The sequence below is a fragment of the Janthinobacterium sp. PSRC1-1 genome (assembly GCF_049897525.1).
Lineage (GTDB): Bacteria > Pseudomonadota > Gammaproteobacteria > Burkholderiales > Burkholderiaceae_D > Janthinobacterium > Janthinobacterium tructae.
On sequence record NZ_JAFCWK010000004.1, the window covers coordinates 308,942 to 330,964 of the forward strand.

Genomic DNA, 22,023 nt, shown 5'->3' on the forward strand with positions numbered 1-22,023 from the left:
ACCCTGGCCAGTGAAGCCACCGAAGATTTGCTGGCTTATCGAAAGCCAGCAACACCACGGCGACGAAGCGTAATCTACGCTGTCAGCTGACAAGAACGGCACCTTCGGGTGCCGTTTTTTTATGTCTGCGTGATTATCCGAAGCATGCGCACGTATAGCGGGGAATTCAAAAAATCATGGTGAGCCATTTATATCCCGAATTATCACTACTGAAAAATGTTATTTATATGGTGAATTGAAATATGGTCTGTATGGATAAGTGAAAAATGCATGATGTAATGACAGTCACGCTGTTGTTCATAACGGGGATTGGCATCAACGCTATATGCCGGTATTTATGCCGTTTGGTTTGTGCATCAATATGGCCGAGTTACTGTTGCATGAAAATGGTTGAATTGACGGCTAAATCCAGGTGATGCGGTTGGTGTCAACGGATACGAAGTGAGCGCTTACAAGGATGGCTGATTGCTGGCTACCCGCAGTTGGGCAAGCGCGACGTCGCCCGCAGGTATTCGTCCAACTGCTGCTGGCGTATCACCGCGTTGTGGCGCCATCACGCAGTATTGCCCTTGCCACGCCAGTTTTCAGTTTATTCATGCTAAGATTTGGCGCATGATTGCCCAAGCCCTGTTTACTCCCGCCCAGCAGAAACTGCTGGGCTTGCTCTTTGTCCGCGTGAATGAAGGCTTTCACTTGAACGAGATCATGCGCTTGACGGGTCTGGGCAGCGCATCGGCGCAGCGCGAACTGCGCCGCCTGCATGATTCCGGCCTGATCACTTCGGAGCGGATTGGCAATGTGCGGCGCTTCTGGCCCAACAAGGAAAGCCTCGTGTATCCCGAGTTGAGCGGACTGGTGCAGAAAACCTTCGGCATCGTCGGCGTGCTCAGCGCGACTCTGGCGCCCTTGCGTGCCCAGTTGCACCTGGCCTTCGTGTCTGGTGCCACTGCGAAGGGACAGGACATGCCCGGTAGCGCCATCGACTTGTTGCTGGTGGGCGAGGACGCCAATTATGGCGATCTGTTGACAGGATTGGCCCCGGCCGAGCGAACCTTAAGGCGTAAAATCAATCCCAACTTATATACGCTGGCCGATTATCGCCGGCGTCTGCGTGAAGGTCAGCCATTTCTGCTGCAGGTATTACAGCAGCCGAAGTTGTTTGTCATCGGCGATGAATCGCTATTGCAGGCGCTGGCATTGCCAGACGCTTCCTTGCAAGTGAATGACTTGCCATCTGTATTCTAAAGGCCGGGTCTGGCATTTAATTTCTGCTGCATGAAATTGTTAGCTAGCAAAAACTCTGAGGCGGATTGATCGTATGATGAATAAACTACAGGCTTTCGGTTTAATTGTTTCCCAGGCAGTGCGCGGTGAATTAACGTTTCCCACGAGTGTTAATTCAGCGCTGCAATTGCAATTGGCCCTGGCCGAACCGGACTGCCATATCGATCATGCCATCAAGCTGGTGCTGGCCGAGCCCTTGCTGGCGGCGCGCACGGTGGCCCTGGCCAACTCGGCCGTGTACAGCCGTGGCGATGCGGCGCCGGTGACCAGCGTGCGCGCCGCCGTCATGCGCATGGGCTACCGCAATCTGTATGCGCTGGTGGCAGCCATGGTGGTGCGCCAGTTCGGCAGCAAGATCATCGACCCCGTGCTGCGCCAGAAGGCGACGCAGCTGTGGGAGCACACTGCCCACGTGGCGGCGCTGGCGCACGTGCTGGCCCGCCGCGTGACGCACGTCGATGCGGACACGGCGCTATTCGCCGGCATCGTGCATGAGGTGGGCGGTTTTTACCTGCTGTCGCGTGCCGATGAATTTCCTGGCCTGCTCGACGACGATTCCGATCACTGGATGGAGTCCGCCGAAGAGATCATCTCCCGCGAAGTCATGAAGAAGCTGCTGATACCGCTGGCCGTGAGCGACGCCATCGAAGGCTTGCGCGACGGCTTGCTGTCCATTCCGCCCGATTCCCTGCTCGACACCTTATTGTTGGCCAAGCAACTGTCGCCCGTGCCGTCGCCGTTGCAGGTGACGTACGTGGAAATGCTCACGCCTTCCGATTCTGTCATCGATTTCATCATCGATAACGAAACCCTGCAAAGCATCCTGGCCGAGTCAAACGAGGAAGTACGCTCGATGAGCGCGGCGTTGCTGGTGTAACTGAAAACGCCAGCGGCAAAAAAAAACGGCAGCGCCATCGAGGCGCTGCCGTTTTGTCTTCAGGCCTGGCGTGTTACTTCTGCTGCGCGATCCACAGGTCGACCTTGGCTTCCAGCAGTTTCAACGGCAGGGTGCCGTCGCTGAGCACGACTTCATGGAATTTTGGCAGGCTGAACTTGTCGCCCAAGGCAGCTTGCGCGCGCCGGCGCAGTTCGACGATCTTCAGCGAGCCAATCTTGTAGCCCAGCGCCTGGCCCGGCCAGGCCATGTAGCGTTCCGTTTCGCTTTTCGCCACGGCGTCATAGCCGAGGGTGTCGCGCATGTACTTGATGGTCTGCTCGCGTGTCCAGCCCTTGGTATGCAAGCCCGTGTCGACCACCAGGCGCACGGCGCGCAGCATCTCGTCGTTCAGGTGGCCAAAATACTGGGCCGGGTCGTCGAACAGGCCCATTTCCTTGCCCAGCGTTTCCGCATACAGGGCCCAGCCTTCCGAGAAGGCATTGTTGCCGCCGAAACGGCGGAAGTTCGGCAAGTCCATCTCTTGCACCAGCGCCAGGTGGAAATGGTGGCCAGGCTTTCCTTCGTGCAGGAACAAGGTGGTCATGCCCGTATCGCCATACTGTTTCGGATCGGTGACGACGGACCAGAACACGCCGGGGCGCGAACCGTCGGCGGCAGGCGCCGTGTAGTGGTCGGCGGCCGTGTCGCGGCTCAGTTCCGGTTCCAGGCGCAAGTCGAGCGGCGCTTTCGGCACCAGGGTGAACAGCGCGGGCAATTTGCTGTCGAGCAGCACATTCAGCTTGCGGTAGACGTCGAGCACTTCCTGCTCCGTCTTGAACGGACGGTATTTCGCCTGCTGCGAGACCCACACGGGCAAGCCGGCGGCCGGGCCGGTGTAGCCCATCTTCGGGCCCACGATCGCATACTGTTCCTGGATGCGCGCCACTTCCTGCAAGCCGATGGCGTGGATCTGTTCCGGCTTCAAGTCCGTGGTGGTGCCGCTGGCCACGCGCGCCTGGTACCAGGCAGCGCCGTCGGGCAGGGCGCTCCAGCCGCTGCTCGTGCGTCCGGCCGGCAGGTAATCGCGTTCCATGAAGGTAGACAGGCGCTGCAGCGCAGGCATCAGCTTGGCTTCGATGATGACGGTGTAGGTTTGCGTCAGGCGCGCCTTGTCCGCTGCGGAAAAGCTGGCCGGCAAATTCTTGATGGGCGTGTAATAGACGCTGTCCTGTGGCGTGGCGCTGACGAGCTTTTTGAATTGCGGCAGGGCCGACTCCGTCAGCGCCTTCGGCAGCACGATGCCCTTTTGCATGCCGACGCGCATATTGGCGATGGCCTGGTCTATCCAGCCCGGCAACTGGCCGATACGGCTCAGGTAAGCGTCATACTGCTTGACCGTGGTCAACGGCTGCGATGCTTCGCCACCCGCATAATTGGCCAGGGTGACGGGCATGCTGTCCATCTGGTTCAGTGGCAGCAGATATTCGGGGAAGCGCTCGAAGCTCAGCGCCGTCGCCAGTTCATAGTCGAGGATATCGTAGTTGATCTGGTCCTGGTGCGGCAGCTGCGCGCGGGCGATGCTGCGCAGGGTCTTCTGGTACTGGCGGTACAGCGCGAACTGTTTTGCGCGCGCGGCAGGCACGATGGCGGAACCGAGCTGGTCGTCAAAACGGTTGTCGCCGCTCTCGGTGGCATTGATCGGCTCGAAACGGGCCTGCGCATCGTAATACTGGTCGGCCAGCACTTGCAACTGCTGCTTCGCTTTCGGCGCACTGACGGCCACGCTTTTGGCAATGGGCTGGACTGCTTGCACCATGGGCGCGTAGGCGAGCAACAGGGAGATGGCCAGGGTGCCGAGGGTGCCGGCGGCAAAACGATGCTTCATGCGCGATGTCCTTTGTAAGGAGGGGAATGAACGGTGTCTTAGTGAGGTCGGGGTGGCCGGTCGCGATGGAACAGCCGGGGCGTAAGCATACGCCATTGCCCAGTGCGTTTGGACAAATTGTGCAGCAGGAATGTTGCTATTTATCCGCTGGCGCGAGCAAGGCTTTCATCGCCTGCCAGTGCTGGCTGGTCAATGGTGTGCAGGCGGGGCAGGGCGTGGCGGCGATCAGGCTCTCGATCTGCTGCGCGCGCGCCGCCGTCTGCGGGTGCGAGGAAATCCATCCCGGTACGCTGGCCTTGTCCTTGTCATCGAGCTTCTGAAAAAAGCGCAGCATGCCGTCGGGACGGATCTGCGCGCGCTGCAAGGCAAGCAGACCGAGGCGGTCCGCTTCCTCTTCCATGTCGCGGCTGAAATACAGGGTGCCGGCCTGGTGCGCCAGCATGGCGGCCACGGCGCTGATGTCGCCGATGGTCAGGCCCACCAGGGCTCCCCAGCCCAGGCTGGTGATCATTTGCCGCAGCGAATGGCGCTGTTCCACATGCTGTACTTCATGCGCGAGCACGCCGGCCAGCTCGCCCGGATCGCCCGCCTGGCGCAGCAAGCCCGTGTGCACGACGATGATGCCGCCCGGCATGGCAAACGCGTTGACCGTGTCATCCTGCTTGACCAGCCAGCGGTACTGGTAGCGCGACCCGGCCGTCAGCTTGCGGCCGATCTCCTGCAGCGTCTGCTGCGCCACGCCGTGCTCGCTGATGCCGCCCTGCGCGCGCACTTGCGACAGGGCCAGCTCACCCAGCTGCTTTTCCGTCGACAAGGGTATCCAACCCGCCAGCGCGCCGATGGCATGGCCGCCCTGCCACCACAGCAGGGCAGAGGCGACGACGGCCGCGCCCGTCAAACCGGCCAGCCAGCCCGATACTTGCCGCCGGTTGCGCTGGCGCTCGCCCCACAGGCGCTGCAGTTGCGGCTGCAGCGCGGCTGGCGCCTCCTTCAAGACGATGGCGATGTCGCTCGCTGTCAGCGGTTTCAGCGACGCTTGCCGGCCTTGTGCGTCGAGCCAGTTCAGGAACAGTTCCGGCCCATCGACGCCGCCCACGCTGACGACCAGCTGCGCCACATCCACGTTATGGCCGGGCGGGTCGATGGCCAGCTGCGCGCCGAAAAAATGCGCGCTGACGGCCGTGCCGGCGGCGCCGCCCTCGGGGCCGGTCAGCAGTGCCTGGAAGGGCGTCATGCGGCCGCCTCGGCAAAGCGGCTTTCGTACAGGGCCGCCATCAGGTCGGACTGGCTGATGATGCCGGCCAGGCGTTCGTCATCGTCGAGGATGGGAATATGGTGATAGCCGGCGTCGGCCATCAGGGGCACCAGATCGATGATGGGCGTGCCCAGGCGGGCCGTGCGCGGCGACGGCGTCATCAGCTGGCCCACCACCTCGGGCTTGTCGCTGTGGGACAGGCCGCTGCGCTGCAGCAGGCCGCGCAGGCGCTGGCGCATGCCCTGATAATCGTCGAGGCCGCCATGGCGCAGGAAATCCGTCTGCGTGATGATGCCGATGACGCGGCGTGCCCGGTTCAGCACGGGCAGGGCGCCCACGTCGTGCTCGCGCATGGTGCGCCAGGCCACATCGAGCGGCGTGCCGAATTCCACGCTGAGCACGTCCCTCGACATGATGTCGGCGCAGGTGACGACGCCGAAGCGGCGCTGGTAGGCGCGCATTTCCGTTTGCAGGAAGATCGCTTGCAAATCGTCGCGGCTGATGTCGAGCACTTCGCTGTGCTGGCGCAAGACCGCATCGAGATCATCCGGCGAAAAGCCCAGGCGGTTGCTGGGCACGGCGTCCCTGGTGGCGTGCGGATGCGGCGCGACCAGTTGCTGGATGTGCGGGTAGCGGCGTCCCGTCAGGTTGTTGTACAGCACGGCGCAGGCGACCAGCACGGCGGAATTGAACAGCACGGTGATGAAGACGAATTCAAAGCCGGCCGCATGCACGCTGGCGCCACCGACCACGGTGGTGAGCGCCACGGCGCCGCCCGGCGGATGCAAACAGCGCAGGGCAAACATGGCGCCGATGGCCAGGCAGGCTGCCAGCGCCGCCACGCCCACGCTGGACCCCAGCCATTTCACGCAAGCCATGCCGACCAGGCCGGAGACGACATTGCCGCCGACCACCGACCACGGTTGCGCCAGCGGGCTCGCTGGCAGGCAGAACAGCAGCACGGCCGAGGCGCCCATGGGCGCGATCAGGTAGACGCTGGCGCTGTCGGGGGCCAGCAGGAAATGGCAGATGAGACCAGTGAGCAACAGGCCGCAGATGGCGCCCGCGCAGGCGCGCGCTTGTTCGCGGCGGCTGCCGTTGTTCGGTTGCGGCAGCCAGCGTGCCAGGAAAGAAGTCGTCATGGGGGAGGGCGCGTTCGGGCCGCGTTGCTCAGTGTGAGCCCGAGATTATCCCATGCGTTGCATTTCGCTGCCGACGGGCAGCAATCTTCGTCACAGACCGCCTGCAAGCCGTGTTGCTCCAGCAAGTTCCTGGAGGCCGCGATGATGGAAGGCTCTTTTGGTGCCGCTTAGACGTTTTCCGCATAAGCACAGTGCAATTAAATGGTGGATATTTCCCACAAGCAGGCATATTCTAGACAGTCACGCCCGCTGGCAACTGTTCAGCTGGCCTCACGATTTCTTTCAGGAGTCCCGCATGCGCCTTTCCATTCTTCTTGCCAGCCTGCTGCTTGCCGGTACCGCCGTTGCCGCCGCCCCGACGCCAAGCAACCCGGTCGCCACGCCGCACTTGCCGTACAACGCGGCGGCCGACGCCAAGGCCGACGTGGCCCGCGCGCTGGCCGAGGCCAAGGCTGCCCACGTGCCGGTCTTGCTGATCTTTGGCGCCAACTGGTGCGAGGATTGCCGCGCGCTCGACAAGGCATTGAAGGAAGGCAAGAACGCCGAATTGATGCAACAGCAGTTCAAGGTCGTCAAGGTCGACGTGGGCAACTTCGACCATAACCTGGACGTGGCGCACGCCTATGGCAATCCGCTCAAGAAAGGCATCCCGGCCGCCGTGCTCGTATCGAGCGACAACAACCAGGTGCTGTACGCCACCAAGGGCGGCGAATTGGCGAATGCCCGCCGCATGAGTGAAAGCGGCATTTATGATTTCTTCAAGCAAGCGGCGAGCGTGAAAGCGCCGGCGATGTAATCGCCTTTAAAACTCTTCCCACGCATCGCTGGCCGGTGCTGTCGGGCGCGCGGCGGGTATCGCCGCTTTTGCCGTTACCGTGCGCGCCGGCTTGGGCAGTACGGGCTTGTGGGGCGCTTGCTGCGGCACTGCATGTCCCGTTTCTTCCAGCTTGAAGACGCTGACCACCTGCGCCAACCGGCCTGCCTGGTCTTGCAAGGATTGGGCTGCCGCGGCCGCTTCTTCCACCAGGGCCGCATTTTGCTGGGTCGCGTCATCCATCTGCGTGACGGTGGCATTGACTTGCGCGATGCCCTGGCTTTGCTCCTGGCTGGCCGAGGCGATTTCCCCCATCAGGTCGGCGACCCTCTGGACGGACACGACGATGTCCTGCATGGTGGCGCCGGCCGAGTCGACCAGCTTGCTGCCCGCTTCCACCTTGCTGCCCGAGTCGACGATCAAGTCCTTGATTTCCTTCGCTGCCGCCGCCGAGCGTTGCGCCAGGTTGCGCACTTCTGTCGCCACCACGGCAAAGCCGCGGCCCTGTTCGCCCGCGCGCGCCGCCTCGACCGCCGCGTTCAGCGCGAGGATATTGGTTTGAAAGGCAATACCATCGATCACACCGATAATGTCCGCGATCTTGCGCGAACTTTCCGTAATCGCCCCCATCGTCTGCACCACTTGTCCGACCACTTCGCCGCCCTTGACGGCGTGGCTCGAGGCCGATACCACCAGCTGGTTCGCCTGGCGCGCATTATCCGCGTTCTGTTTCACGGTCGACGTCAGTTCTTCCATGGCTGCCGCCGTCTCTTCCAGGCTTGAGGCTTGGGCTTCCGTGCGCGCCGACAGGTCCAGGTTGCCCGACGCGATCTGGCTCGATGCGCTGGCAATGGCCCCGGTACTGTCGCGAACTTCGCGTATCGTCACGTTCAGCGAGGCGACGAAACGGTTGAAGGCGGCGGCCAGCGCGCCAACCTCGTCTTCCGATTCGACGGGCATGCGGCGACTCAGGTCGCCGTTCCCGCTGGCGATCTCGCTGAGCATGTCGGCCGCGCGCGCGACGGGGGCGGCGATGGCGCGGCTGATGACATAAATGATGCACAGGGCGATGCCGCCACCGACGAGGCCGGCGATCAGGGCGGCGATCAGGGCCGACCGCGTGACATTGCCCAGTACTTCCGCTTCCGGCACTTCGGCCATCACATACAGATTCAATTCTGGCACGAAGGAGGCGGCGACGAGCTGCTTGCCGGCCGGCGCCGCGTAACTGGCATACGTGTATTTGTTGCCGGTGAGCAGAGTCTTGCTCAATGCCTCGCTAAAGCCGGGCAAGTCCTTCAATTGATGCTTGCCGTCGGCCAGGGCCGTGTCGCGGTGAATCAAGAGGTTGCCGTCAGCGCGCACCAGGTAGACATGGCCTGTCTGGCCGATCTTGTAGCTGCGGATGGTGTCGGCCAGCGCATTGATCGACAGGCCCAGGCCGGCCGCGATCTGCTTGCCGCCCGCCGTCTGGCCGCGCGCATTCAGGTACAGCATCAGGTCGTTGGATTTGTCCGCCTTGTCGATGTCGAGCGTATAGGCCTTGTCGCCGGCCAGCAAGCCATAAAACCACTGGTCGGCCGCCTGGTTCTTGTCCAGTGTGCGCAGCAAGCCTTCCGTGGTGAAGTATTTTCCCGTGCTGGCGGAAGCCCAGTTGATCGAGGCGGCCTTGTTCTTTTCCTTGACGACGGTGGCATAGCGCTGGAAGGTGGCGATACCGCTGTCGGGCAAGCCAGCGTCTTCCCAGTCTTGCAGGTAGACATCGTTGGCCATGGTCTGTACCACGGACAAGGGCTGGCTGATCTGGCGCAGCACGTCGTTGCGGATCTCGCCCACTTGCGCCGGCAACTCCTGGCCGACGACGCGCTCGCGCACGTAATCGCTGCTCATGCGCACGCTGAGGAAAGACGAGATCGCCATAAAGAGCAACAGGCACAAGCCCATGCTGAACAGGAGTTTTTTCTGGATGGAGAGGCGGCGGAGCAGAGACATGGAAGACCTTGGAGGATGGCCTGCACAAGGGGCAGAAAAACGGGCAGGCAAGCGGTCAGTATACCGGCGGCACTGCGCGTTCCGCCGCACCATTGCTGCTTTCATGCTACTTATGTTGCAATGCAGCAACGTGAAAAACAGGCAATCATGCCGATTTTTCATGCTTCGAGATGCGTGCCGGAAAACGCCTCAGGCAGGCAAGCCGTGGGCGATCAATTCCAGCGGCAATTCCGTGCTGCACTTGATTTGCTCCATGGAAAAGGCGGACGACACACCCGTCAGTTGCACGGCCTTGATGAGCTTTTTATAGAAGGTGTCGTAGCCCTTGATGTCGGTGGTGACGACTTTCAGCAAGTAGTCGATGTCGCCGCTCATGCGGTGAAATTCCTGTACCTCGGGCAAGACGATGACGGCGGCGGCAAAGCGGCGCAGCCATTTTTCATCGTGCTGCCCCGTGCGCACGCTGACGAAGACGGTCACGGGCAAGCCTACTTTTTGCCGGTTGACGATGGCCACGCGGCTCTCGATATAGCCCTCTTCCTCCAGGCGCTTGACCCTCTTCCAGCAGGGCGTGCTGGACAGACCGATCTTCTCGCTCAGAGCGGCGATCGACAGGGTGCCGTCCTGCTGCAGGGCGGCCAGGATGGCGCAGTCGAATTTGTCGAGCGAGGTGTTGGGTGAATGCATTTTACTATTCCAGTTTTTATAGCATGAACATGCTGCATAGTAGCGTAGTTGCAGTGTCTTTTGGCATATCTTCACGGCAGCGTGCCGGTAAACTATCCATACGTTCCAGCCGCCTGCGCTGTGCCCTGTTTAGCTGCACCCTTTTTAGAGAATACTCAGACGGTCATCATGAAAGAAATCTACCTCGACAGCAATGCCACCACGTGCGTGCTGCCCGCCGCCGTTGCCGCCGCCCGGCAAGCGATGGAGCAGGGCTATGGCAATCCCAGCAGCACCCATGCCACGGGATTGCAGGCCAAGGCCATGATGGATGGCGTGCGCCGGCGCGCCAGCGGCTTGCTGGGTGTGGGTGACGGCCGACTGATGTTCAATAGCGGCGCCACTGAAGGCATCCAGACGGCCGTGCTGTCGGCCCTGTGCGCGCTGCGCGAACGGCGCGCTGCGGGCAAGCGCATCGGCAGCCTGCTGCTGTATGGCGCGACCGAGCACAAGGCCGTGCCGGAAAGCCTGGCGCACTGGAACCGGCTACTGGGCCTGAACCTGGAAGTGCGCAAGCTGCCCGTCGATGCACACGGGCGCCACGATCTGCAGGCGCTCGATGCGCTGATCGGCGACACGGCCATGCTGTGCACGATGGCGGCGAATAATGAAACGGGCGTCATCAGCGACCTGTCCGCCATCGCGCAGCTGCTGCAGGAGCGCGGTGCCGATGCCTACTGGATGGTCGATTGCGTGCAGGCGCTGGGCAAGCTGAAACTGAACCTGGCCGCCACGCGCATCGATTACGCGCCGTTCTCCGGCCACAAGCTGTATGCGCCGAAGGGCATCGGCATGCTGTATGTGCGCGCCGGCGCGCCATTTACACCGTTGATGATGGGCGGCGGCCAGGAAGCGGGCCTGCGCTCGGGCACGGAAAACATGGCCGGCATCGCCGCACTGGGCGCCGTGCTGGCTGCGCTCGACGATGGCAAGACCTTCCGCAGCCACGCGGAGCTGGTCGCTTTCCGCGCGCAGCTGGTGGCAAGCCTGGAGCGCGCTTTCCCCGGCATCGTCTTCAATATGCCGTTTGACTTGTCGCTGCCGACCACGCTCAATTTTTCCGTGCCGGGCTTGTCCTCGAAAGAGCTGCTGGACCTGTTCGACGCGGCGCGCGTGCGCGTCAGCTCGGGCAGCGCCTGTTCCGCCGCCAAAGCGCTGCCCAGTTATGTGCTCGAAGCGATGCACGTGCCGCAGTGGCGTGCCAGCTCGGCCATCCGTTTGTCGTTCGGCCCTCTGATCGATGCGGCGACGATAGCGGCCGCCTGCGCGCGCATCGAGCGCTGCGGCGAAGCGCTGCGCAGCAGCTGTTTGCTGCCGTCGGCACTGGCGCCATCGCCGCAGGACGGCGCGCAGGACGGCGTAATCCAGCTCAGCGTCGATGGCCAGTGCACCTGGCTGCTCAGCGACGCTGCCAGCGCCAGTTGCGTCGTCATCGATCCCGTCGCCGCGCTCGTGCCGCGCCTGGCTGCCTTCATCCGTTGCCAGCACCTGGTCTTGCGCGCCATCGTGCACACGACGGCGCCAGCCGACCATGGCGTGGCGCGCCTGGCCTTGCTGCAGGAACTCGCTATCGAACAGGTCGCTCACGTCGATATCGACGGTGAGCTGGCACTGGGCCAGCAGCGTTTGCGCCGCGTCGAGTGTGGCGAAAACCATGTGTATCTGCTGGGGCAGCGCTTCGCCTTCATCGGCACCCTGGCGCCCGAGGCGCTGACGCCCTTGCTCGATGCGGCGCTGCTGACGCCGGGCACCGTGCTGTGCGGCGCACGCGACGATGGCAGCATCTGCCGCACCGTGCGCACGGCGCAGGAAGGCATCGTACCGGCGGCCGACCTGCAGCTCGATGCGGCCAGCTTGCCCGCCTTCCTGCGCCAGCATCCCGACGCCATCCTCGTCGACGTGCGCGAAGCGTATGAACACGCGGCCTGCGCCGGCACCGTGTTCGAGGGCTGCGCCGTGCACAGCGTACCGCTGAGTCGCCTGGCGGGGCAGGTGGCCGCATGGCTGCAGCAGCCTCAATGCCCGCTGGTCTTTTTCTGCCGCAGCGGCAACCGCAGCGCGCGCGCTAGCGCCTGTCTGCGCCGCCTGGGCCATGCTGCGGCATGGCAGCTCAACGGCGGCATGGCGATGGCGGAAGCGACGCGCCACGCGATGGCCATCGCGGCCTGAGCGGCTTGAACTTTCTTCTTTGAAATATTGCACCGTGCCATCATCGGCACGGTGCCCGTCGCGTAGTGCCTCCATTCATTTCCTGCCGGCATTTTTCCGCCATTCAAGGCGCTGATTTCTTTGCCTGCACGTCCCTAAAACCTCGGGTATGTACGCTAGCGCACGGTCGTGCGCGCGGCGCGCACCTACGATGAAGTTCAGAAAATCTCCCTGCACCCTGAGATTCATCGCAACGCTCCGGCGCTTCGCTTTCCGTTTTCGCCAGTGTCCGATCGTGTTCTTCCAGACTTGGCCAGCGTGACGGTGGCCGCCGGCTGCCTGCGCGCACCTAGCGAGGCCAAGTTGAAAGAGTACACCGCAGTCGTCACGCAGCAGCTCAAGGAACAGATTTCCAAATTCAAGGAAATCTTCCGCGACCATCCCCTTGCACCGGACAGTTTCGACGCCGCGCGCGACGATGCCTTGCCCCTGCGTTCCGAGTTATTCAGCGCCATGCAGATGGCCGCCCACGGCAAGCACGTGGCCGCCGGCCACGCGGTGGGCAAGCACCATGGCCGCGACCGCCTGCTGGCGCGCCTGGCCGACAATGCGGCCCTGATCACGGCCACCGTCAACGAGCTGACGGCCACGGTGAAAAGCGGACGCCAGGTCACGCCCGCCTCGGAATGGCTGCTGGATAATTTTTACCTGATCGAAGAGCAGATCCGCACCACGCGGCGCCACCTGCCGAAGAACTACAGCAAGGAATTGCCACGGCTGACGTCGGGCGTGGACGCTGGCTGCCCGCGCGTGTATAAAATTGCGCTGGAAATCATCTCGCACGGCGACGGCCGGGTCGACCTGGAAAACCTGTGCCACTTCGTCGAGGCTTACCAGGATGTCGCCACGCTCACGCTGGGTGAATTGTGGGCCGTGCCCATCATGCTGCGTCTGGCCCTGATCGAAAACCTGCGCCGCGTCGCTGCGCGCGTGGCCGACGACCGCATGCAGCGCGACCTGGCCAATACCTGGGCCGACCAGATGATGGACATCGCCGAGCGCAATCCCAGCGGCTTGATCCTGCTGGTAGCCGACATGGCCCGTTCGAATCCGCCGATGACCAGCGCCTTCGTGGCCGAACTGTCGCGTCGACTGCAGGGACAGAGTTCGTCGCTGACCCTGGCGCTGTCGTGGCTGACGCACAAGCTGGCCGAGTCCGGCCTCACCATCGAACAGCAGATCCAGTCCGAGATCGGGCAGCAGGCGGCCGACCAGGTGTCGATCGCCAACAGCATCGGCAGCCTGCGTTTTCTCGGCACCATGGATTGGCAGGAATTCGTCGAGACCATGAGCGTCGTCGAGCAAACCTTGCGCCTGGACCCGGCCGGCACGTATGGCTTGATGGATTTCGCCACGCGCGACAGCTACCGCCATGCCATCGAACGCATCGCCAGGCGCAGCGCGCGCAGCGAAGTGGCAGTGGCCGAGATGGCGGTGCAGCTGGCGCATACGCACGGCAACGGCCATGACGCGCGCCGCGGCCACATCGGCTTTTACCTGGTGGGACGCGGCGTGCTGGTGCTGGAAAAGCAGGCTGGCGCGAAGCTGCCCTTCATCGAGGCGCTGCAGCAGACGGCGCGCGCCGCGCCGCTGGCCAGCTATCTGGGCGCCATTGCGTTCCTGACCCTGGCGACGAGCGCATTGCTGCTCGAACGCGCCGTGCGCCATGGCGTGCAGGGCTGGCCCCTGGCGGCGCTGGGCGTGCTGGCGCTGCTGGGCAGCAGCCAGCTGGCCGTGGCCGTGGTGAACTGGCTGGCGACCCTGATGACGTCGCCCCATCCGCTGCCGCGCATGGATTACCAGGCCGGCATTCCCTCGGACGGGCGCGGCATCGTGGTGGTGCCGACCCTGATCTACAGCGCGGACAACGTGGCCGCCCTGTGCGAGGCGCTGGAGGTGCGCTACCTGGCCAACCGCGATCCGAACCTGCGTTTCTGCCTGCTGACGGATTTTGTCGATGCGTCCGCGCAAACGATGCCGGGCGACGAAGCCTTGCTGCGCCAGGCGCAGGAGACCATCCGTGGCTTGAACGACAAATACCGCGTGGAGGGCGTGGCGCTCCAGGAGAACGGCGAGCCGGCCGACCCCGACGAACTGGGCCAGGTGGCGCCGTTCCTGCTGCTGCACCGTCCGCGCCTGTGGAATTCGCAGCAGAATGCGTGGATGGGACAGGAGCGCAAGCGCGGCAAATTGTCCGATCTGCACGCGTTCTTGCGCGGCGGGGCACGCGACAAATTCTCGCTGGTGGAAGGCGAGCTGCGCGGCCTGCGCACGATCAGATACGTGATCACGCTCGACACCGATACGCAGCTGCCGCGCGACGCGGCGCGCGAATTCATCGCCACCATGATGCACCCGCTGAACCGTCCCGTGCTGGACGCGGCCGGCACGCGCGTGGTGGCCGGCTATGGCATCCTGCAGCCGCGCGTGGCCGTGGCGCTGCCCAGCGCGAATGCCTCGCGCTACGAACTGCTGTGCGGTGGCGAGCCGGGCATCGACCCCTACACGCGCACCGTCTCCGACCTGTACCAGGACGTGTTTTATGAAGGCTCCTTCATCGGCAAGGGCATCTACGACCTCGACATGTTCGAGCGCGTGCTGGGCCAGCGCCTGCCCGACAATAAAATCCTCAGCCACGACCTGCTCGAAGGCTGCTACCTGCGCGCCGGCTTGCTCAGCGACTCGCAGCTGTATGAGGAATACCCGGCCCGCTACGACGCCGATGTCAGCCGCCGCCAGCGCTGGATACGCGGCGACTGGCAGCTGATCGGCTGGTTGCTGGGCCGCGTGCCCGGCCGCGCCGGCAAGCGCGAACGCAATCCCCTGTCGATGCTGTCGCGCTGGAAGCTGTTCGACAACCTGCGCCGCAGCATCGTGGCGCCGGCCACCACCCTGTCGCTGCTGCTGGTGTGGGGTTTCTTGCCGCACGTGGTTTTCTGGAGCGTGGCGGTGCTGGCCATCATCTTCCTGCCGCCCGTCTTTTCCGCCCTGTACGATCTGCTGCGCAAACCGCGCGACACCCTGTGGCGCCAGCATCTGGCCGCGTTCGAGCGGCGCTGCGGCGTGCAGTTTTCGCATGCCATGCTGACCCTCGTCTTCCTGCCGTACGAAGCGTGGATCAGCCTCGACGCCATCGCCCGTACCCTGTGGCGTCTGGGCGTGTCGCACAAGCATTTGCTCGACTGGCGTGCCTCGAACCTGCATACGTCTTCCGGCTCGCAGGCAGACAGCTGGCGCGCCATGTGGTGCTCGCCCGCGCTCGCGCTGGTCACTTTTGCCGCCTTGCTGCACTGGCGCCCGGCAGCGTTGCCGGCTGCCGCCGTGGTGCTGCTGCTATGGCTGGCCGCGCCCGCCATCGCCTGGTGGATCAGCCGCCCTATTGAACGGGCCGTGGCGCGCCTGTCGGCCGAGCAGGGGCGTTTCCTGCATGGCGTGGCGCGCAAGACCTGGGCCTATTTCGATACCTTCGTCGGGCCGGACGATCACTGGCTGCCGCCCGATAACATGCAGGAGCATCCGAACCTGGTGGTGGCGCACCGCACCTCGCCGACGAATATCGGCCTGGCCCTGCTGGCCAACCTGACGGCCTACGATTTCGGCTATGTCACCATGGGCCAGCTGATCGAGCGCAGCCGCGCCACCCTGCACAGCATGGGGGAACTGGAGCGCTTCCAGGGGCATTTCTATAACTGGTACGACACGCAAACGCTCAAGGCGCTGCAGCCGATGTATATCTCGACGGTCGACAGCGGCAACCTGGCCGGCCATCTGCTGACCTTGCAGCCTGGCCTGGTGGAACTGTACGACGCCCCGATCATGGGGCCACAGATCGTGGACGGCATCCGCACGACGGCGCAGGTACTGCAGGAATTCATTGGCGAGGAAGGCGAAGGCAAGGCGGTGCGCGCATCGCTGGCGCTGCTGCAGATGCCGGCCGCGCCAGCCAGCCTGCCCGAATGGCATGCCTACCTGAGTGCCGCGAATGGCGCGGCCGACGCGCTGCTGTCGCTGACCTTGCAAAGCGACGATGGCGAGCTGGCCATGTGGAGCGGCGCGCTGGCGCGCCAGTGCCGCGCGGCGCTGGCCGAGTTGCTGCAACTGGCGCCATGGGCGGCACAGGCAGGCCTCGATGCGGCGTGGCTGCGCGTGCCGACCCTGCGCGAACTGGCCAATCTGGAGACGCCGGAAGGCTTGCCTTCCGAGCTGGCCGCATGGCTGGCGCAAGGCCGCGAACAGGCGGGCCGTCACATGCGCGACATCGCCCACGCGGCGGGCCAGGCGCGCGATTTTGCGCAGATCGAATACGCGTTTCTGTATAACCCGTCGACCAAACTGCTGGCCATCGGCTACAACGTCAGCGAGCGGCGCCTCGACCCAAGCTACTACGATTTATTGGCTTCCGAAGTGCGTCTGGCCAGCTTCATCGCCATCGCGCAGGGCCAGCTGCCGCAGGAGCACTGGTTCGCGCTGGGCCGCCAGCTGTGCATGGTGGCGGGCCAGCCCGTGCTGCTGTCGTGGAGCGGCTCGATGTTCGAGTATCTGATGCCACTGCTGGTGATGCCGAATTATCCGAACACCTTGCTTGACCAGACCTACCACTCCGTCATCGAGGCGCAGATCGACTATGGCCGCCAGCGCGACGTGCCGTGGGGGATTTCCGAATCCGGCTACAACACGGTCGACGCCAGCCTGAATTACCAGTACCGCGCCTTTGGCGTGCCGGGACTGGGCCTGAAGCGGGGCCTGGCCGATGACCTGGTGGTGGCGCCATACGCCAGCATGATGGGTTTGATGGTGCAGCCGGAAGCGTCGTGCCAGAACCTGCAGCGCATGCAGGCGGCCGGCTACATGGGCCGCTACGGCTTCTTTGAAGCGATCGATTTCACCACCGCGCGCCTGCCGCGCGGGCAGGGCAGCGCCATCATCCGCTCGTTCATGGTGCACCACCAGGGCATGGGCTTTTTGGCTCTCAGCTACCTGCTGCACGACCGTCCGATGCAGCGCCGTTTCGAGTCCGATCCGCTGCTGCAATCGGCCTTGCTGGTGCTGCAGGAACGCACGCCGCAGGCCGGCGCGTTTTACTCGAACACGGCCGAGCTGGCGGTGCTGCGCAGCGGCGCGACCGAGCAGGCCATGCCGATGCGCATCCTCACGCAAGCCAACAGCGCCGTGCCGGAAACGCAGCTGCTGTCGAATGGCCGCTACCACGTCATGGTGAGCAATGCGGGCGGCAGCTACAGCCGCTGGAAAGACCTGTCCGTGACGCGCTGGCGCGAGGACAGCACGCGCGACAACTGGGGCAATTTCTGCTACCTGCGCGACCTCGACGACGGCGCCGTCTGGTCCACCATGTATCAGCCAACCCTGGTCGAACCGAAGAAGTACGAAGTGATTTTCTCCGAGGGACGTGCGGAATTTCGCCGTGCCGACCATGGCCTGGACCTGTACACGGAAATCGTCGTCTCGCCCGAGGACGACATCGAAATCCGCCGCACGCGCATCAGCAATAATTCGAACCGCCAGCGGCGCATCGAGATCACCAGTTTTGCCGAAGTGGTGATGGCGCCGGCGGCGGCCGATGCGGCCCATCCCGCGTTCAGCAAGCTGTTCGTGCAGACGGAAATCCTGGCGCATGAAAATGCGATCCTGTGTACGCGCCGGCCCCGCTCGAAAGACGAGCAGATGCCGTGGCTGCTGCATGTGATGACCGTGCACGATATCGAGCGCTACGAAGTATCGTTCGAGACGGACCGCGCGCGCTTCATCGGCCGCGGCAACACGGCGCAGCTGCCGCAGGCGCTGCAGGACAGCGGGCCGCTCGGTGGCGGCCACGGTTCCGTGCTCGACCCCATCGTGGCCATCCGCTACGTCATCACGCTCGAACCGGACCAGGCGGTGACGGTCGACAGCGTCACCGGCATGGTGGAGCAGCGCGAGGCGGCGCTGCACCTGATCGACAAATACCAGGACCGCCATCTGGCCGACCGCGTGTTCGAACTGGCATGGACGCACAGCCAGGTGGTGCTGCGTCAGTTGAATGCCAGCGAAACGGACGCGCAGTTGTATGCGCGCCTGGCCAATGCCGTGATCTACCCGAATGCGGCCCTGCGCGCCGAGGCTGGCATCCTGATCAAGAACCAGCGCGGCCAGTCCGGACTGTGGGCGTATGCCATTTCCGGCGACTTGCCCATCGTGCTGCTGCAGATACGCGATGCTGCCAATATCGAGCTGGCGCGCCAGATGGTGCAGGCGCATGCCTACTGGCGCCTGAAAGGATTGATCGTCGACCTGGTGATCTGGTACGAGGACCAGTCCGGTTACCGCCAGCTGCTGCACGACCAGATCATGGGCCTGATCGCCTCGGGCATCGATGCGCAGGCGATCGACCGCCCGGGCGGCATTTTCGTGCGCTTGGCAGAGCAGATTGCCAACGAAGACCGCATCTTGCTGCAGTCGGTGGCGCGCGCCATCATCAGCGACCTGCGCGGCACCCTGGCCGAGCAGGTCAAGCGCCCGCCCAGCCCCGTGCTGCGCATGCCGCCACTGCTGCAAGATTCTGCCCGTGAACAGGGCGGCGTGCCGCACCGGGCGCAGGCGCGCGCGCTGATCCTGGAAAACGGCCTCGGTGGTTTCACGCCCGACGGGCGCGAATACGTGATCACCACGGGCGAAGGCACACAGACGCCGGCGCCCTGGTCGAACGTGCTGGCCAACGCGCAATTCGGCACGGTGGTATCGGAAGCCGGCCAGGCGTATACCTGGAGCGAGAATGCGCATGAATTCCGCCTTACGCCATGGCAGAACGACCCCGTGTCCGACCTGTCCGGCGAAGCGTTTTACGTGCGCGACGAGCAAACCGGCCAGTTCTGGTCGCCGTCGGCCCTGCCGGCGCGCGGCAGCGGCGACTACGTGACGCGCCATGGCTTTGGCTACAGTATTTTTGAACACAGCGAGGGCGGTATCGCCACCGAAATGTGCACCTATGTGGCGCTCGACGCGGCCGTCAAATACGCCGTCATCAAGGTGCGCAACGACAGCGGCGTGCCGCGCCGCCTGTCCGTCACAGGCTACGTGGAATGGGTGCTGGGCGACCTGCGCGCCAAGTCCTGCATGCACGTGGCGACCGAGGTCGACACCATCAGCGGCGCGCTGTTTGCGCGCAATAACTACAACACGGAGTTTTCAGGCCGTGTCGGCTTTTTCAATACCGACGCCAGCATCCGCTCGATTACCTGCGACCGCAATGAATTCATCGGCCGTAACGGCAGTCTGGCGCAGCCGGCGGCGCTGCGGCGCGTGCGCCTGTCCGGCAAGGCGGGCACGGGGCTGGACCCGTGCGCAGCGATCCAGGTGCCGTTTGAACTGCAGCCGGGGCAGGAGCGCGAAATCGTCTTCATCCTCGGCGTGGGCGGGCGCCGCAATGCCGACGCCAGCACCATGGTGCAGCGCCATGCGGGCAAGGACGCGGCCCGCATGGCGCTCGACGCGGTGCGCGCGCACTGGGAGAGCACGCTGGGCGCCGTGCGCATCGAAACGCCCGATCCATCGCTGGATGTGATCGCCAATGGCTGGCTGATGTACCAGACCATCGCCTGCCGTTTGTGGGCGCGCAGCGGCTATTACCAGTCGGGCGGCGCGTATGGCTTCCGCGACCAGTTGCAAGATGCGATGGCCATGATCCACACGGCGCCGCAATTGCTGCGCGGCCATTTGCTGCTGTGCGCGGCGCACCAGTTTGTCGAAGGCGACGTACAGCATTGGTGGCATCCGCCGTCGGACCGGGGCGTGCGCACGCATTGCTCCGACGATTACCTGTGGCTGCCGCTGGCCGCCTGCCGCTATGTGATTGCCACGGGTGACGTCAACGTGCTGTCCGAAGTGGCACCCTTCATCGAGGGACGCGCCGTCAAGCCGGAAGAGGATTCCTATTACGACTTGCCCGTGCGTTCGGGCGAGTCGGCCGACCTGTACGAGCACTGCGTGCGCGCCATCCGCCACGGCTTGCGCCTGGGCGTGCACGGCTTGCCCCTGATGGGTTCCTGCGACTGGAATGACGGCATGGACAAGGTGGGCGAACACGGCAAGGGCGAGAGCGTGTGGCTGGCCTTCTTCCTGTATGAAGTGCTGCAGCGCTTCGCCGAGGTGGCCGTGCTGCGCGGCGATGCGGCGTTCGCCCGGTTCTGCCGCGACGAAGCCGTGAAACTGGCGGCCAATGTCGAGGAACATGCATGGGATGGCGAGTGGTACCGGCGCGCGTATTTCGACGACGGCACGCCCTTGGGTTCGCACACGAACGAGGAATGCCAGATCGATTCGATTTCGCAAAGCTGGGGCGTGCTGTCGGGCGCGGCCAGCAAGGAGCGCGTGGCCGGCGCCATGCGCCAGGTCGATGCGCGCCTGGTGCGCCGGGATTCCGGCGTGATTCAGCTGCTCGATCCGCCGTTCGACAAATCCGATCTCAATCCCGGCTATATCCGCGGCTATGTGCCGGGTGTGCGCGAGAACGGCGGTCAGTACACGCATGCGGCCATCTGGACGGCGATGGCGTTTGCCCGCATGGGCGATGGCGAAAAGGCGTGGGAACTGCTGCGCATGATCAATCCCGTATGCCATGGCGTGGATGCGCAGGCGGTGCAACGCTACAAGGTCGAGCCGTATGTGGTGACGGCCGACGTGTATGCCGTGGCGCCGCACGTGGGGCGCGGCGGCTGGAGCTGGTACACGGGATCGTCGGGCTGGCTGTACCGGCTGATCGTCGAATCCCTGCTCGGCTTGACGCGCGAAGCGAACGTGCTGCGACTGCTGCCGACCATGCCGGCCGAATGGGACAGCTTCAAGCTGCATTACCGCTTCGGTGCCAGCAGCTATGCCATCACGGTGGAAAAGGCACAGGGGCGGCCCGCAGGACTGTCGCTCGATGGCGTGGCGCAGGAGGGCGACAGCATCGCCCTGCGCGACGAGGGCCGCGAGTATGCGGTGCTATTGCTGGTGTAGTCTTGCCCACGTCTCAAGAAAGCGCGCTGACCGTTCAGGATCGGCGCGCCGGCATGCATGTTGCCGACATTGGTCAGAAGCCCAGAGCCGCGCCCGCACCCAGCAGGGTCGCCACGCCCAGCACGGCAAAGACCAGCGCCGCGATGCCGTGTACGAGGCGCAGCGACACGCGGTTGGCGATCTTGTCGCCCAGGTAGACGGCCGGCACGTTGGCCAGCATCATGCCGAAGGTGGTGCCCAGCACAACAGAGACAATGTCGTGATAGCGCGCCGCCAGCGCCACTGTCGCCACCTGCGTTTTATCTCCCATTTCCGCCATGAAGAAAGCGATCAGGGTGGTCAGGAAGACGCCGTATTTGGCCAGCTTCGTCTCGTCTTCATCGAGCTTGTCGGGGATCAGGGTCCAGGCCGCCATGGCCAAAAAGGAGACGCCGAGTACCCAGCGCAGTACGTCGGGCCCCAGCATGCTGGTGATCCAGGCGCCGATGGCGGCGGCAAACGCGTGGTTGGCGATGGTGGCGACGAGAATCGCCAGCACGATGGGCAAAGGCTTGCGGAATTTGGCGGCCAGCAAAAAGGCCAGGAGTTGGGTTTTGTCGCCGATTTCAGCGAGACCGACGATGCCGGTGGAGATGAGGAATGCTTCCATGAGATTGCAAGAGGTACGCGGGCCGGACGAATTAACCAATGATCCATGGGCGACTCCGGCCCATGCGGCCGCCCTGGATCAATGGTCTCGTCAAGTTCTGCAACCACCTGCACCATGGCCTGCGGGCCAATTATGTTGATACAGGTTCCCGCGGCAGGACCGCGGGACGACTACTCCCCAATGTTCGAGGCGCATCA

Annotated in this window: 11 protein-coding genes and 1 riboswitch; of the genes, 5 read left to right on the forward strand and 6 right to left on the reverse strand. The window is 64.0% G+C overall.

Annotation, left to right across the window (positions count from 1 at the left end; translation table 11 throughout):
- Nucleotides 1-465 precede the first annotated feature (465 nt).
- Entirely contained in the window at nt 466-1,245 is a 780-nt protein-coding gene (locus tag ACP7DW_RS10715; RefSeq protein ID WP_426055000.1) for an ArsR family transcriptional regulator, read from the forward strand.
- Nucleotides 1,246-1,321: 76 nt separating this feature from the next.
- A complete protein-coding gene (locus ACP7DW_RS10720) occupies nt 1,322-2,161 on the forward strand; it encodes an HDOD domain-containing protein (protein ID WP_426055192.1) in 840 nt (279 codons plus the stop codon).
- A gap of 73 nt (nt 2,162-2,234) precedes the next feature.
- Here ACP7DW_RS10720 and ACP7DW_RS10725 read toward each other — a convergent pair whose 3' ends face one another.
- From ACP7DW_RS10725 to ACP7DW_RS10735, 3 genes are all read right to left on the reverse strand, one after another.
- Complete coding sequence (locus ACP7DW_RS10725) at nt 2,235-4,046, reverse strand: DUF885 domain-containing protein (protein WP_426054999.1); 1,812 nt, start codon at nt 4,044-4,046, stop codon at nt 2,235-2,237.
- A 136-nt stretch (nt 4,047-4,182) separates the two neighbouring features.
- Nucleotides 4,183-5,280: a M48 family metallopeptidase gene (locus tag ACP7DW_RS10730; protein ID WP_426054998.1), complete on the reverse strand. Its 1,098-nt coding sequence runs from the start codon at nt 5,278-5,280 to the stop codon at nt 4,183-4,185.
- Complete coding sequence (locus tag ACP7DW_RS10735; protein ID WP_426054997.1) at nt 5,277-6,443, reverse strand: HPP family protein; 1,167 nt, start codon at nt 6,441-6,443, stop codon at nt 5,277-5,279. The genes ACP7DW_RS10730 and ACP7DW_RS10735 overlap by 4 nt, the downstream gene beginning before the upstream one ends.
- Before the next feature lie 295 nt (nt 6,444-6,738).
- Between ACP7DW_RS10735 and ACP7DW_RS10740 the strand changes: the two genes are divergently transcribed.
- Entirely contained in the window at nt 6,739-7,239 is a 501-nt protein-coding gene (locus ACP7DW_RS10740; RefSeq protein ID WP_426054996.1) for a thioredoxin family protein, read from the forward strand.
- 6 nt (nt 7,240-7,245) lie between these two features.
- Here ACP7DW_RS10740 and ACP7DW_RS10745 read toward each other — a convergent pair whose 3' ends face one another.
- Nucleotides 7,246-9,249, reverse strand: coding sequence for a methyl-accepting chemotaxis protein (locus tag ACP7DW_RS10745; protein ID WP_426054995.1), 2,004 nt, complete (start codon nt 9,247-9,249; stop codon nt 7,246-7,248).
- Nucleotides 9,250-9,438: 189 nt separating this feature from the next.
- Complete coding sequence (locus ACP7DW_RS10750; protein WP_426054994.1) at nt 9,439-9,936, reverse strand: Lrp/AsnC family transcriptional regulator; 498 nt, start codon at nt 9,934-9,936, stop codon at nt 9,439-9,441.
- 168 nt (nt 9,937-10,104) lie between these two features.
- Here ACP7DW_RS10750 and ACP7DW_RS10755 point away from each other — a divergent pair, with 168 nt between their 5' ends.
- Both ACP7DW_RS10755 and ACP7DW_RS10760 read left to right on the forward strand, forming a co-directional pair.
- Nucleotides 10,105-12,144 carry an aminotransferase class V-fold PLP-dependent enzyme gene (locus ACP7DW_RS10755; RefSeq protein ID WP_426054993.1) on the forward strand — a complete coding sequence of 680 codons (2,040 nt, stop codon included), beginning with the start codon at nt 10,105-10,107 and terminating at the stop codon, nt 12,142-12,144.
- 405 nt (nt 12,145-12,549) lie between these two features.
- Nucleotides 12,550-21,177 (forward strand): GH36-type glycosyl hydrolase domain-containing protein, encoded by an 8,628-nt coding sequence (locus tag ACP7DW_RS10760; protein ID WP_426055191.1) that lies wholly within the window; start codon nt 12,550-12,552, stop codon nt 21,175-21,177.
- 73 nt (nt 21,178-21,250) lie between these two features.
- Here the strand turns inward: ACP7DW_RS10760 and ACP7DW_RS10765 are convergent, their stop codons facing one another.
- Nucleotides 21,251-21,826 carry a TMEM165/GDT1 family protein gene (locus tag ACP7DW_RS10765; RefSeq protein ID WP_426054992.1) on the reverse strand — a complete coding sequence of 192 codons (576 nt, stop codon included), beginning with the start codon at nt 21,824-21,826 and terminating at the stop codon, nt 21,251-21,253.
- A gap of 21 nt (nt 21,827-21,847) precedes the next feature.
- Nucleotides 21,848-22,017, reverse strand: a riboswitch (yybP-ykoY riboswitch).
- Nucleotides 22,018-22,023 lie beyond the last annotated feature (6 nt).